This is a genomic window from Streptomyces barkulensis (assembly GCF_002843305.1).
GTDB classification, from domain to species: domain Bacteria; phylum Actinomycetota; class Actinomycetes; order Streptomycetales; family Streptomycetaceae; genus Streptomyces; species Streptomyces barkulensis.
Genome location: NZ_PGSG01000039.1, coordinates 1 through 13678 on the forward strand (window position 1 = coordinate 1; position 13678 = coordinate 13678).

A 13678-nucleotide genomic window follows, 5' to 3' on the forward strand; every position below is an offset into this window, starting at 1 on the left:
TGAACGCTTCTCATCCTGAGCGCCAGGCGATCTCGATGGCGTGAACGGCGGCGACCGTGCGACCGATGCGGTTGGTGCTGCACCGGGCCTTGCGGAGGATCCGCCATTGCTTGAGGCGGGCGAAGGCGCGTTCGCCCGGGGCGCGCAGCCGGGCGTGGTCGCGGTTGTACTGCTGGTAGTGCTCGGGCAGGTCGCGATGACCGTAGTAGGGGGTGCGGACGGTCGCGCCGGCGCCCTGGTAGGCGCGGTCGGCCAGGACGAGGAGCTGACGGGACAGGCAGGCTTGGATCACACCGTGGGCGCGGGCTGCGGTCAGGTCGTGCGTGCGGCCCGGTGTCGCGCGGGAGAACCAGAGCGGGGTGCCGTCCGGGCGGGCGATGACCTGCACGTTCATCCCGTGGCGGCGGTGCTTCTGCGAGTAGTACGGCTCGTCCGCCGCGATGCGGTTGGTAGTGATCAAAGTGCCGTCGAGGATGACGAACCCCTCCGGCGGCAGCTCGCGCAGGGCCTCGTGCAGGCTCGGGGCGCGCTCGGCGAGGAGGTCGACCGTTTCGCTCACGTACCGGCCGGCGGTGGCGGTGGAGATGCCGAACCCCGCTGCGGCCTGGGCCAGGGTCTCGTTCTTGCGCAGGTGCACCAGGACCAGCAGGGCCTGGCGGAAGCAGCCCAGCTTCCGCCAGCGGGAGTTCAGCTCACGCCTTCGGGCGTAGATGAGCCAGGAAACGTGCTCCACGACTTCGTGGGGGACGTCGAGCATGGCACGATACGGGACCAACAGGGCTCCTGTGTCGAGACGTTGGCGAGTGAGATCACCAGCCGCAACGACCAGGAGCCCTGCCGCGTTACGGCCCCCCGACCACCAGCCGCCATCACCCACGAACCACAGGATGAGAAGCGTTCACTTGCACGTCACACGACTTGGCGGCGTGTCCCTACTGTTGCAGTAGAGCTGCCCTGCTACCGGAAGGCCGTGATCAGTGCAGCCAGGGAAGTGACCAGGGTGGCAACTGCCGTGATTGCGGCCGGAGTTATACGCCCTTTCGGAGGGCCCTCGTTACTCTGATCGCCAGACGTGCTCCGGCTCTCATCCCGCAGACACGTCGAGGTGCAGCAGTGATCGTCGTCAAGCGGATTGTGCACGTTGCTCCTCTCTTCGGGCTCATGCGGTTGCCACGTAGTAGGTGACAGCAGAGCCCAACTACCCCTCCCCCTCGGCTGTAGCGAGCCAAGGGAAAGAGGAACGACCATGACGGGGTAACTCTGACACCATCGGAATCACCTACCGCCTTGGAACGAGACGTTCTCACTCACAGCCATCCGTAGCCGTGAGTCACAGTCTTTGATTCATAAATCCAAATCCCGTGGATCCGACCCACCGCTGCGACGTGCGCAACCATGCTCGTGTAGCAGTACGCCAAGCTGCAGTGCACTTCGTGGACAGTGCGGCTTGACGCCTAGGGATCAGTCGAGGAAACCCGAAAGGGGCGATTCTCCTGGCTGCTACCCTAAATCTGCTGGTCCGGAGGCTGCGCTCGCAGGTGGTGAAGCGACACCTCGCATGGGTTGCCTCACTCGAGTGCTGGGCGGTGCGCGTGAGGGCTACCCTGAGCCTCGGAACTCCTCGTTCCATTTTCATTTAGAATGACGCCTGGATCCGCTGCATTGCAAAGTGGAAGCCCTCACGATACATCAATGAGGGCTCTTTCGTTACGGAGAGTGTCGGCCGAAAATCCTCGGATCTGAGGGAGTCTTATTGATTTTTTGGCGCGAGAGTCAGGAATCTGATAATGAGCAACCGGATGGCGTCGAATGTCGCCTTAGGTTCGAAACCGGATTAATGCACGCGGAACCGTCGAAACGTGACGTGCGGTCCAGCCTGCGCCGTCAAAGTAGGTCCGTACACGCGCCATCGTCCGGACCGGCTCTGTCGAAACCGCCTGCCACGAGATAACCGCCCTGGCCGACCTCATCCATCACTTCGCCACACTGCTGGACCCCGCCGACAGCCATGCCAGCGGCTGACCGAGTGGACCACCAACGCACGTGCGGAGGACCTGCCCCACCTGCACGCCTTCACCCGCGGACTCGAACGCGACCGCGCCGCCGTCGATGCTGCCCTCACCCTGCCGTACCACAACGGCGGCACCGAAGGCGTCAACAACAAGACCAAGTCGATCAAGCGCCAGATGTACGGCCGAGCAGGATTCCCCCCCTTCTTCGCTACCGCATCCTCCTCGGATGACATCACCCCGCGTCACCACCGCATGCGAGACAGAGCCGAACGCCTTACAGGCTCAGGGGAGTCACGCTTCAGCTTCGATCAGCTGATATTTCACGTCCTTTGGCGTTTGAGCTGCTTGAGTAAGGGGTTTTCTATGCCTGTCGTAGTTCAGCGCGGCCAGGTCTTGACCGCGATTCCGGCAAGGACGGTCTGCCGGAGCCGGATGCTCTCCGGGGTCCACTCGTTCTTCTCGCCGACCTTTCTGGTCAGCTCGAAGCCCGACGCCTTGAAGACCTCGACTTTCTCGGCGAACGACTTGTTCCCGATCTTAGAGTTCACTCCAGTTTGCAGGAGCACCATGTTGCCGATGCGGTAGACCCAGCTGGCGGCGTCCTGCTTGTTCCCGCTCTTCCTGATGAAGTCCTCCCAGTCGGCTTCCTTGGCGTTCTGCGGGAACACGTGCTCCAAGTTGACTTGGCCTGGGTTGCTGTTGGGGACGAACTCTGGCTGGGATTCCTTCCGCCTCGTCGTCTCCAGGGCGCTCAGGTAGTACCGGGCAAGTTTGGAATCGCTTCTTCCTACAGTGGCGAGCGCGAACTGCTCCCTGAAGTCGGTGTCGGAGGGGATGAGGTCATCAACGCGCAGTCGGACCTGCGCGGTGGTGGTGACCTCGCCCTTCCGGATAGCAACCGCGATCTGGGAGTACTGGTCTTCGAAACGGCCACGATTCATCATGCTCATGATCATGCCACGCACTGACCAGTTCACCATGGCTCGGAGGAGCTTCCCGAGTTCGTGGGAGTCGAAGTGCTCGACTGCCGCCAGCAAGAGGATCTTGTTGGGAACTAGATCGAACATGGCGAGTGTGTCGAGAGCGGGGCGGTGACCGATGCCGCTGCACTTGGTCGCCCAGAAGTTGCTCTCCGGATTGGAGAGTGCGGTGTAGGCGTGTGCGGCCGATAGGAGGTTCTCCGAGAACTGCAATGCCTCCTGTCGGTGGGTCACCTCCTTGCGCATCTCTGCATAGAGATCGCGCTCGGTGATCTTGCCGACCTTCGAGCTCCAGTAGTGGCGCAGGAACCTGGTGAACTTCGCATCGGCGGCCCCGAGCTGGAGGGTTCCAAGTGACTGGTGCCAGTTGTTCCGTACCGCGTTGAGGTTCTGCTGCTCGCCGGCGGCTCCGAAGAGATGGTTCTTCAGGAGATCTGCGGTGGTCAAGTCTGCGCCTCGGTTGTTAAGAGTCTCGAAGATCACGTAGGCGTCTGCCTCGGTCGGAGTCTCGACCACGGCGAGCTGCGCCCGGTGCTGGATGTAGCTCACCCATTTCTCGAGGACGTTGGCCGCGTCCATCCCATGTAGGCTGCGGAACTGCGAGACTTTCTCTCGGAAGAACCGATATGCCTTGAGGATGTCAGAGTCGGTTCTCGCGGGCTCCTCCGGGAGCGAGGCCCCGGTGGTGATTCCGAGGAAGTCGGGGTTGTCGCTCTCGTTGAGCTTGAGGTGCGACTCAGCGTACCTGTCGTTCCATGCCTTACTGGCCAGGAAGGTGCGGCTGATGCCCATAGCCTGGGAGTCGTCCGCCTTAAGCAGGCTCCCCTCCAGGGATCGCAGCTCATCGCGGATGGCAGCGATCAGGAGGGAGGAGGTGACCAGCCGCTGTTGACCGTCGATGATCCGCTTCCGAGTCCCGTCGCCGTCCTGGGTGATCACGATCGTGCCGAAGAAGTACTCCTCCTTTGCCCCGCTGTTGATCGCCCGGCTCAGGTCGGTCCAGTAGTCGAGAACCTCCTGTTCCGCCTTCCAGCAGTACGAGCGCTGGAACTGGGGAACGACCAGGCGATTGTTGCGCAGGACCTCACCGATGCCGACGAGGTAAAGCTGAAGTGAAGTGCTGCCGTGTCCCGATGCCATACAGGGCAGCTTATGTGTCAATGAGTGAAGCGGGTCTGTGTTTTCTGACGCCTGGTCGTCATCTTGTGGGACGAGGTGCAGGAAAGGGCCGATCCGCACAGGCGAATCGGCCCCAAATCGGGCAATTCTAGGCAGGTCAGGTGGTCGTCGCGGTGCCGATCAGCCCCTCGATCGCCGTCATCTCCTTGTGCGCCCCCAAGTATCCGATCCCTCGCGCCAGATGGATAGTCAGCGTCTTGGAGACGTTCTCGTCCGTCGGCTCCAGTCCGTCGGCCACGCAGCGCTGCTTGAGCAGGGCGAGGTAGAGGTCGCCGTGGGGGCCAGCGAAGGTCTTCCAGGACATCTCGACGTTGGAGTCGGTGACGACCTCACGGACCAGGGGGGTGGAGGCGTCCGCCAGGGAGAGTGTCAGGGCCCAGCGGCACAAGACGTTCCACTGGGTGATGCCGGTGGTGCGCTTCAGACGGATCAGGCGGTCCTTGCTCGCGGTGGCGAGGCGGATGTTCTCAAGCGACATTGCTGGCTCCTGCGTTCCACCAGTAACCCTTGACGACGCTGGTGGTGAAGGTGGTGTCGTCGTGGACCAGGGTGTACGTGTGAGCGACGGACTTCTTGAGGCGGCCAAACAGGTACTCGTCGATCTCCTCGTCGGTAGAGAGGAGGAGGACTTGGTTGCTGGCGTATGGGAAGTACCGGTCCACCAAATGCTCACGGTGGCGGCTGTCGAGCCGGCCGAGCGGCGTGTCGATGACGCTGGGCAAGTGGTTGCCGGCGACTTTCATCAAGCCCCAGAGGAGGGAGACGGCGAGTAGCTGGCGCTCGCCCGCGCTGAGACGGCCGGGGTCGATCGGCTCTCCGTCGGTATCAGCCAGGGTGAGTGTGAACTTGTCGGTATCGATGCGGAGGTCGTTCACCAGGCCCTGCTTGCGCATGAGGGTCTGGAAGCTCGTGAGCATTGCTACCTCGAGGCGGCTGATGTGCCGCTTGAGGAGGGCATCGCCGAACTGTTCCAGCGTCTTCCGGGCCTTCTCCGAGTACTTGATGATCCGCTCGACCTCTTCGGCCTTCACCTTAGTGCGGACGAACTCTTCGTGGGCACGCTGCAGGGAGGCGGAGATGTGTTCGAGGCGGCGCTTCAACTCGTCGACGTTGTTGAGGCTGTTTTCGTGCTCCCGTTCCAGCCGTGCGACTTCCTGGAGCTGGTCTTCACGTTTCTTCTGGATGGCCTCGACCTTGCTCTTGGCCGGTACACCCGCCAGCTGACGCTCCAGCTGCACATGCTCTTCGGTGGCTTCCGTAGCCTGCTGAAGGAGCTCGGCAGCTCGCGCCTTGTCGCGACTGAGTGCCTCGTCGAGTGCCGACAGCTGGGAGAGCATGTCCGGGGAGAGGCCGAGATCTACCTTGAGGCCAGCGGACTTGGCACGCTTGGCGCGGTCAGCCTCCAGCTTCCCCATTACGGCGGCCTTTGCCTCGGTAGGGAGCATGTCCAGTAGCCACTGGTCACGCTCTTCGAGTACTCCCAGTACCTGGTGGGACTCGGCTGCCGTCCGCTCGCGACTAGCCTGCTTGCGCAGCTCCCTGAGGTGGCTTCCCAACATGAGGAGCGGAAGCGGACCTGCAGCCAGTTGGACGAGGGAGCTGCGGATTTCGGCGAGGCGAGCGGAAACCTGCGCGTACTCGCGCTCGATCTCGACACGACGCTCGAAAAGATTCCCACCCTCCTGCTTGTAGGCAGCCTCCAGCGTTTCGAGAGTACGCCGAGCTTTGACGAGCTCGCTGTTGCGCTGCGCGGCCTGCTGTTCTGCGTTCTCCAGAGCGGCGGCGGCGGCCTGCTGTTCCTGATCCTCTGTGTGGATCCTGTCTATCAGGTGCTGCTCTTCGTCCGACAGCTTCTGCCGGCGCTGGAGAGCGAGCAGGTCCGTACGGAGCTGCTGGACGGTGCTGACACCGAGGAGTGAGTGGATGGCCGACTCGATGACCGATGCCGCGCGCTCGGGGTCGGCGAGCGATTCGATCTTCTCTCCGTCGAAGAACGACAGCGAGGCGACTTCGAGGGGCAGCAGGCTCTCGATGTGATCGGCCCACTCTTGGCTGAGAACCCGGCTGTGCTTCAGCTCAGGTTCGACGCGTCGTCCCGGCTTCGCCCTGGAGCCGTACTCCTCGTCGACGAACGCGTTCACGAATTCTTTGAGCGTCGTCTTGCCGCTGGTGTGCCAGCTGCGGACCACCTTGTAGTAGTGCTCCGTGCCGTCCACCGTGACCGTGAACTCCAGGGTGATCTGCGCACCGCGGGTTGGATCGGCCTGCCGGTTGATGCTCTCACGGAGGTACGTCTCGTACGGCTTGCTGCCTCGACCGCTGCAACGCGCTCGCGGCCCATACAGTGCCAGCTGGATGGCGTCGAGGAGGGTTGTCTTCCCACAACCGTTGAGGCCGCCGATGAGGACGATCGGCTTGTTCTTCTTGGTGGTCAGATCCAGCGACTGGGTGCCGCGGTAAGCCCCGAACTCTTCGAGAGTGATCTTACGCAGGAGCATCGATACCGGTTTCTTCGTCCAAGGTCAGGCGGGTCTGCGATTCCTCACGCCACTTTTTCTTGCGCTGCGCGAAGTCGATGGCGTCGGTGCTGTCCTCGTAGTAGCCCTTCTTTACGGCGGTCTCCAGGGCTTGGAAGAGGCCTGCGCGTCGGGACATCGTCCGGTACTTGCGCTCGACGGAGAGCAGCTCGCGAACCATGTCATAGTGCAGTTCGTCGTCCCCGCAGAGGTCTTTCAAGAGCTCCATCTCGTCCGCGCCCATTACGAGCTGTTCGTCCAGAGGGCCGCCCGGGAAGTCCTCGCCCGTGGATTCCTTGTAGATACGAGGGAGGGAATCCTCGACCTCGTGTTTGTCGAAGACCCAGATGCGGCGGATCTCGTGTAGCTCGTCGAGGGTGATCAGCTCGATGTTCTTGACGTGCTCCGGCGCGTTGGCGCGGATCCAGGTCTGGGCGTCCAGCAGCTCCTTGAGCCACTCCTGACGGAACTTCTGCAGGTACGGGCCGTGGATCGGGACCTCTTCGCCGTCAGTCCGGCGCGTGTAGATCATGACTTTGCCGTTCATGCGACGGAAGTCTCGGGCGGGTTGGTCAGGGCGGGGATACGGGGGCTTCCGGCCGGCAGGGATCCCTTCCTCGCCCTCTTCGAAGTAGCCGAACGGGGCGTCGAGCTTGTCGCGGAGGTCCAGAAGCGGCCTCATCCACTCCTTCTCTTCGTCGTTCTGGATCATCGCCGACATCGACTTGTCCTGCTCGACGAGCGTGCACGTCCAGCATCCGAAGCGGCTGGAGCCACAGGAGGGGGTGGTCGAATCGACCACGAGCGGGCACTCGCCATCGCCGGATGCGCCCTGGTACATGGTGAGGAGATCCTGATTGTTGTAACCCCACGGGTTGGGCTTCTGCATCAGGTACTCCCAGACGTCGTCGTTGGTCCAGTCTTCGACCGGGCTGTAGACGAGGGAGTTGGGGAGGTTTGCATTGGGTGAGAGACGATCACGGACGCGCCGCTTCTCGTGCTTCTCCATGGCACGGGCGCGTGCCTGGCTCTCGGTCTTACGGATACCGAGCACCATGATGGCCTCACCATGTGCTGCTACGACGTTCCGGATGAAGGAGTTGGAGGGTTTGATCTTGAGGCGCTCGGTGCACCAGCGGAACTTGGGGCGCGGTGCCGGGTAGCCCCGACCGATCAGGTTGACCCAGAAGGTGTCCTTGATCTCCGGCGTCAAGCGATGAGGCTCGATAGGGAGGCCCTGCTCGGCGGCTGCTTTCTCCATCGTCTCCAGGGATGTCGTCACCCAGGCCGCGACGACGGGGTTCTCGACGAGGGTGTCGGTGCTGATGACGTGGACCGTCTTAGTGCGCTGTTCCGCTGGCAGAGCGGCGATAGCGTTCCATACAAGCTGGAGGACCGCGGTGGAGTCTTTGCCGCCGCTGTAGCCGATGACCCAGGGCACCTGGTCGGCGGTGTAGAGCTCACGGACCTCGTCTGAAAGCCTGGTGATGACCTCTTCGAGGGGTTGCCCGTCGAACGGTTTCCGCCGGACTGGCGTGATGCCGAGTTGCAGAGGGATGGTGCTCATGCTTCGCCTCGCAGGTATGCGTCCTCCACCCGCTGCTCTTCGGCGCTGAGGCCGAGGCGCAGGTGATTGCGTAGGTAGTTGACTGTAAGAGTTACGTTTTGGTGGCTTTTGGAAACTCGGCCACCGACGATGGCGCGGCCCTCCCAGTCTGTATTCGATCGAGTCCAGTCGACCTTTTTCAGAGGGGAAAGTTTCCGTTTCCATTTACTGGGTGCGGTGGATTCCCGAAGCAGGGAGTTTCCGATGCGGCCGAGAGCGTGCAGTGCGATTCCGTGACTGTGGATGAAGTCACGTCGCATCTCGGGTGCCGAGAGCTCTCGCTTGCGAACCATCTCCCACTCAGGAAGCGTCGTGTCGATGTGCTCCCAGTACTCCTGCGCCAGCTCGGCTGCGGCGTCTGCCTCGACCTCGAGGCCCTGGAGGAGGGCCTGAGTGCCGTAGTAAAGAGCGCTCAAGGTGAACATCATCCGGGAGCGGGCGGAGAGGGTGCTCTTCTCCATCTCGACGTAGCCCTTGAAGACTTTGCACTGGCTGGCCAATGTGCGCGCCACCCGGGCTTCGCTGTCCCGATGATCGTAGAGGACGCCGATGGACCGGGCCGGGCGCACCGCGTGCCGGTTGAGGTCCGCGAACATCTGCTGCGAGCGGGCGAGCCCCGCGTCATGGAAGAAGACGACGGCGATCGTCTCGTTGCCGATGTCCGGGTTCTCCTTGAGGGCGTACTCGATAGCTGCGCGCCGGTGCTGGCCGTCGTTGATCAGGAAGCGGGCGTCCATGGGGATGCGCAGCTGCCCGGTACGGAAGGCGTTGCCGTCGGAGCCGAGGTGGTCGAACTCCATGTCGCCGTCGACGGATGCGGTCAAAGCGCTGAAGACGTAATCCTCTGGATTGTCCAGAATGTACTTCGTGAGTGCCGGGAGGCGTCCCTTGTTGAGGATCCGCTGGGCGCGCAGCTCCGGCGAGAGCTCGTCCTCATCGAAGATAAAGATTTTCGGGATGAGTCGCAGGGGGCACATCGAGACGTAATACTCGCGCCCTGCCTGGATGCCACGGATCGCGGGGAACGTGTACTCGAACCCCGTCGAGGTGCGCGGAGCTACGACTCTGGTCGCTGGTGTCGCTGCTTCGGTCTCCACCCGGCAACCTTAGCGTACGTTACTCGTTTAACGTACGAAGCTTGTGGAAGTTACGTCACCTTCACGTGCGTAAGACGTACCGGCATGCCTCGCGGGTACGCCCGACTCGCGCGCGGGGCTTCCCTGCCCGGGAAGACGTATGTCGACGTCTGCGTTGACAACTCTGAGGCGCCGCGCTGCGCGTCAGTCAAGCATGCGTGTACGTTAACGTCTTGACGTACTCGGTAACGGGATGACTGCTCTGGGATGGGTGAGCGCTGTGGTGGCGTATCTGGATGTGGCGGCGACGACCCGTGTGGAGCCGCGGGTGGCTGACGTGGTCCTCCACTGGATGACCGAGGACTTCGGCAACGCTGGCAGTCGCACCCATGAGTACGGAGCCCGGGCAAAAAAAGCGGTCCAGGAGGCCAGGGCGTTCCTTGCCGGGACAGTCGGTGTGAGGACCGAAGAGGTCATCTTCACCAGTGGAGCGACGGAGTCCAACAACATCGCGCTGCTCGGCATGGCCCCGTACGGCGAGAAGCACGGCCGGAAGCACATCATCACCTCCGCCATCGAGCACAAGGCAGTCATCGAGCCCCTGCTGCATCTGCAGGAGAAGCGAGGGTTCGAGGTCGATTTCCTGGAGCCCGGCCCCTCGGGGCGGATCTCCGCGGAGGCCGTGCTGGAGAAGCTGAGGCCAGACACCCTGCTCGTCTCGCTAATGCACGTGAACAATGAGACGGGCGTCATCCAGCCCGTGGCCGAGCTGGCGGAGAAGCTCCAGAAGACCCCGACTTATCTCCACGTCGATGCCGCGCAGGGGTACGCGAAGGTTCCCGAGGACCTGAAGGCGCCCATCGATTTGATCAGTATCAGCGGCCACAAGATCGGTGCACCCAAAGGGATCGGAGCTCTGGTGACCCGGCGTCGAGGCTGGGACAAAGTACCGCTGGAGCCGATCATGTTCGGCGGCGGGCAGGAACGAAAGCTCCGCCCCGGGACGCTCCCCGTGCCGCTGATCATGGGGCTGTACGAAGCAGCCAAGGTCTTCCAGGAGAACCGGTCACGCTGGGAGCGGGATGCGAAGGAGATGCGTAAGCGGCTGCTCGCCGCGCTCGGAAGGACCCGCTTCCAGATCAACGGCGATACCGACCACGCGGTCCCGCACATCCTCAATGTGACCTTCGACGGGCTCAACGCCGAGGCCCTGATCGTGCGGATCAAGGACCAGGTGGCCGTGGCGACCGGTTCCGCATGCACCAGCGCCTCGTACACGCCGAGCCACGTGCTGACTGCAATGGGCCTCCCGGAGGAAGTGGCCACCAATGGCCTCCGCTTCTCGTGGTTTCCCGGCCAGGTCTCGGACTTCGACCCGGACGGCCTGGCGGAGACGATCGCGCACATGCAACCGGATACCCCCTGATGGCCTGAGCGGCTCAGTCTTCGGGACGCCGGACCAGCCGGTGCCCCCGAAGCATGCGACCGCACCTGATCAGTTCGGTCTCCCAGCCATCCTCGGTGCCGATCAGGTGCGGATTCTCGTAGAGGCCGGCACGTAGCTCGGACTCGGTCAGACTGCGGTAACGCGGCACGTCCGGGTCGTCGGGCGCCAGGAATTCGTGCTTGCGATGGAGCAGAGGACGGTTGGTGGAGTTCGCGTAGGACATGTGCGAGGTCTCGAGGGTCTTGAGGTCTACAAGGTATGAGGACGTGATCCGCGGGTGTGGGTCCTTGTCGAACCCCGGGTAGTCGAGCCAGCTGACGGCTCGCCCCTGGTGCTTCAGCTTAGCGATGGTCCATTCCTGAGGGCGGCCGGCGGCGACGGAGGCGCAGTGCTCGTACAGGCGCAGGACTGTCGGCATCCGGTCGATCGCCCGGCGGTGCACGTACAGCGCGGTCGGGGTGATCTTGCCGACGATGGATGCGTTCATGGCGCCTCGGATATAGGCGTCGTCCCGGAGCTTGAGGAGCAGGCGGTCGGAGCGCTGGCAGGCTTCCTTGTACGAGGTGAAGAACGAACGGACGTCGAGCTGGACGCCGAGGGGGAGGCTGCTGAACGGACCTCGGCCGTTGAAGAGTTCGACAGCGAGGAACAGCAGCGTGTTCAGCGTCGTGCGTTTGGCGCCCTCGGAGACCTTCTCGGCGTCGGCGGAGTCGCGTATGAGGCGCTTGAGTTCGCCGGGTTTCAGGTGGGCGAGCTGTTCGGCCATCGGCCGGGGCATCTCGTCGACACGGGGCGGGCGGCCACGCCGTTCGACGTAGTCGACCAGCGAGGCGATAGCGGAAGTGGTATCGGCTGAAGCGAGCCACTCGGCGTCGGGGACGATGCGGTGTGCGAGGTAACTCAGTCGGGCTGAGTGGTCCTTGAAGGCGTACACGATGCCGGGGGCCGCTGATATGCAGCGTGTTCCTGTGACTTCCTCGACGTAGATCCGGAGCTCGTCCGGGCTGAAGAGGTGCTGGAACGTCTGCCGGCTGGTGAGGAGACCGTCGCCGTACTCCTGGCCGCGGACTTTGGATCGCTCCCAGGTGAGGCGAGCCGAGACGATGAGTACGGAGGTGGCGAGCCTCCATGCCTCCTTGAGTGTCTGCCGACGCTCGGCGGGATCCTCGATGATGTTCAGGACGTAGGTGAGGAGGACGACGTCGGAGGGAGCCACCGGTACGCTCGAGCTGTAGTAGGGGTCCCAACCGGTGATCTTGCAACCGAGGCGCTGGAGGAAGGCCACGTCGCCGCCTCGGCCGCAGCCGTAGTCGAGGATCGTGCGGTCCGCGTTGAGCTGGCGGTCGGCCAGAGCCCGGCGTGCTGGCACGGAGAGGTTGGAGCGACCGATCGCGGTGCGGCGGCGGTCGCTGCTCCATGACTGCTGCATGTCGGCCTCGTCAGTTGAGGAAGGGGGGCGGGTCGCAGCATAGGCAGGGCGGCGGTACGGACGAAGAGGTTTCCGGAAGCTGAAGTTTCCCCTTGATTGCGGACACCTGGAGACTGGGATCGGTCACCCTGAGCTGCCCCGAATTTCGTAGAGTCCGCGATCGTGTGATCAAGCGGTCTGCGGGACTTCCTCCAGGTACGCCCAGTACGTCTGCTCGTACTCGTCGGGCGGCACGTAGCCCAGGGCGGAGTGGAGTCGTTCACCGTTGTACCACGCGACCCACTGGAAGACGGCCCGCTCGACCTGGTCGAAGTCCCGCCATGGCCCCTGATGTTCGATCAGTTCGGCTTTGAACGTGCCGTTGAGGGCCTCGGCCATCGCGTTGTCATAACTGTCCGCGACGGACCCGACCGACGCCGAGGCACCGACCTCGGCGAGACGTTCCGTGTACCGAATGGATACGTACTGCGACCCGCGGTCGCTGTGATGGATGAGATCGGCGTCCTTCTTGATCCTCTGCCGCCACAGCGCCATCTCCAGTGCGTCCAGCGGCAGGTCCGTGCGCAGGTGCGTGGCGGCCTGCCAGCCCACGATCCGGCGTGAGTACGCGTCCAGGACGAACGCGACGTAGACCCACCCCGACCAGGTGCGGATGTAGGTCAGGTCCGCCAGCCACAGCTGGTTGGGCCGCTCGGCGGTGAAACGGCGGTTGACCAGGTCCGGCGGGCGCGGCGCGGCCGGCTCGGGGACCGTGGTGCGGCGGCGCTGCCCGCGGATGACGCCCTCGATGCCGAGCTCGCCCATCAGCCGCTCGACCGTGCAGCGGGCCACCGTGTGTCCGGCGCGGACCAGGGCGCGGGTGACGCGGCGTGCGCCGTAGGTGCGCCCGGAGTCCTCCCACGCGGCTGTGACCAGCGGGATCAGTTCTTCGTCGCGCAGGCGTCGGGCCGACTTCGGCCGCGTCTTGCGCGCGAAGTACGTCGACGGCGACACATCCAGCACCCGGCAGACGGGATCGACCCCGAGGCCCTTGTCGCGCAGGTGGTCGATCACCTGCTCGGCCTCGTCCGGGGACGGTCGATCTCCTGGGCAAAAAACACCGAGGCGGCCTTCAGGATCTCGTTGGCCCGCCTCAACTCGGCGTTCTCCTTGCGGAGTTCCTTCAACTCGTCGCGCTCGGCGGTCGTCAGCCGGTCGTCACGCTCGCCGGCGTCCGCCTCGGCCTGGCGGACCCAGGACCGCAGGGCTTCCTTGTGGATGCCGAGGTCGCGGGCGACGTGGGCCACAGGGCGGCCGGTCGCGCGGACCTCGCGCACCGCCCGCTCACGCAGCTCATCGGGGTACTTACGGGGTGCTGGCATTGCTCGTGGTTCTCCTTACGCCTGGAAGCGTAACCCAGGCTTGAGGGACTCCACGAAGATCAGTACAGCTCA

General features: G+C 63.7%; 9 protein-coding genes and 1 pseudogene. 2 read left to right on the top strand and 8 right to left on the bottom strand.

What is annotated here, in order from left to right; all coding sequences use genetic code 11:
* Positions 1-10: 10 nt before the first annotated feature.
* Entirely contained in the window at positions 11-757 is a 747-nt protein-coding gene (locus tag CUT83_RS09365; RefSeq protein ID WP_101254054.1) for a transposase family protein, read from the bottom strand.
* Positions 758-1935: 1178 nt separating this feature from the next.
* Here CUT83_RS09365 and CUT83_RS31705 point away from each other — a divergent pair.
* A pseudogene (locus CUT83_RS31705) lies at positions 1936-2242 on the top strand (transposase); the annotation flags it as partial.
* A gap of 147 nt (positions 2243-2389) precedes the next feature.
* On the opposite strand, the gene CUT83_RS09375 reads toward CUT83_RS31705, so the two are convergent.
* The 5 genes from CUT83_RS09375 to dndB form a co-directional block, all read right to left on the bottom strand.
* Positions 2390-4132 (bottom strand): DUF262 domain-containing protein, encoded by a 1743-nt coding sequence (locus CUT83_RS09375; protein WP_101255406.1) that lies wholly within the window; start codon positions 4130-4132, stop codon positions 2390-2392.
* Between the two features lie 136 nt (positions 4133-4268).
* Entirely contained in the window at positions 4269-4649 is a 381-nt protein-coding gene (gene dndE / locus CUT83_RS09380; protein ID WP_101255407.1) for a DNA sulfur modification protein DndE, read from the bottom strand.
* Complete coding sequence (gene dndD, locus CUT83_RS09385) at positions 4639-6669, bottom strand: DNA sulfur modification protein DndD (RefSeq protein WP_101255408.1); 2031 nt, start codon at positions 6667-6669, stop codon at positions 4639-4641. Before dndD ends, dndE begins: the two co-directional genes overlap by 11 nt.
* Positions 6656-8254, bottom strand: coding sequence for a DNA phosphorothioation system sulfurtransferase DndC (gene dndC, locus CUT83_RS09390; RefSeq protein ID WP_101255409.1), 1599 nt, complete (start codon positions 8252-8254; stop codon positions 6656-6658). Before dndC ends, dndD begins: the two co-directional genes overlap by 14 nt.
* The gene (gene dndB, locus CUT83_RS09395) at positions 8251-9390 is read right to left on the bottom strand and encodes a DNA sulfur modification protein DndB (protein WP_101255410.1); all 1140 of its coding nucleotides are present in this window, start codon (positions 9388-9390) and stop codon (positions 8251-8253) included. The genes dndC and dndB overlap by 4 nt, the downstream gene beginning before the upstream one ends.
* A gap of 250 nt (positions 9391-9640) precedes the next feature.
* Between dndB and dndA the strand changes: the two genes are divergently transcribed.
* Positions 9641-10795: a cysteine desulfurase DndA gene (gene dndA / locus CUT83_RS09400; protein ID WP_240958561.1), complete on the top strand. Its 1155-nt coding sequence runs from the start codon at positions 9641-9643 to the stop codon at positions 10793-10795.
* A gap of 13 nt (positions 10796-10808) precedes the next feature.
* Here dndA and CUT83_RS09405 read toward each other — a convergent pair whose 3' ends face one another.
* Both CUT83_RS09405 and CUT83_RS09410 read right to left on the bottom strand, forming a co-directional pair.
* Entirely contained in the window at positions 10809-12245 is a 1437-nt protein-coding gene (locus tag CUT83_RS09405; protein ID WP_101255412.1) for a DNA phosphorothioation-associated putative methyltransferase, read from the bottom strand.
* Between the two features lie 168 nt (positions 12246-12413).
* A protein-coding gene (locus CUT83_RS09410) for an IS3 family transposase (protein ID WP_101253822.1) occupies positions 12414-13606 on the bottom strand; the annotation gives its coding sequence in 2 pieces (ribosomal slippage) (positions 12414-13342 and positions 13342-13606; 1194 coding nt in all).
* Positions 13607-13678 lie beyond the last annotated feature (72 nt).

Coding starts and splice junctions, on each gene's coding strand:
- CUT83_RS09365 (WP_101254054.1), bottom strand. CDS start 757: ATGCTCGACGTCCCCCACGAAGTCGTGGAGCACGTTTCCTGGCTCATC.
- CUT83_RS09375 (WP_101255406.1), bottom strand. CDS start 4,132: ATGGCATCGGGACACGGCAGCACTTCACTTCAGCTTTACCTCGTCGGC.
- dndE (WP_101255407.1), bottom strand. CDS start 4,649: ATGTCGCTTGAGAACATCCGCCTCGCCACCGCGAGCAAGGACCGCCTG.
- dndD (WP_101255408.1), bottom strand. CDS start 6,669: ATGCTCCTGCGTAAGATCACTCTCGAAGAGTTCGGGGCTTACCGCGGC.
- dndC (WP_101255409.1), bottom strand. CDS start 8,254: ATGAGCACCATCCCTCTGCAACTCGGCATCACGCCAGTCCGGCGGAAA.
- CUT83_RS09405 (WP_101255412.1), bottom strand. CDS start 12,245: ATGCAGCAGTCATGGAGCAGCGACCGCCGCCGCACCGCGATCGGTCGC.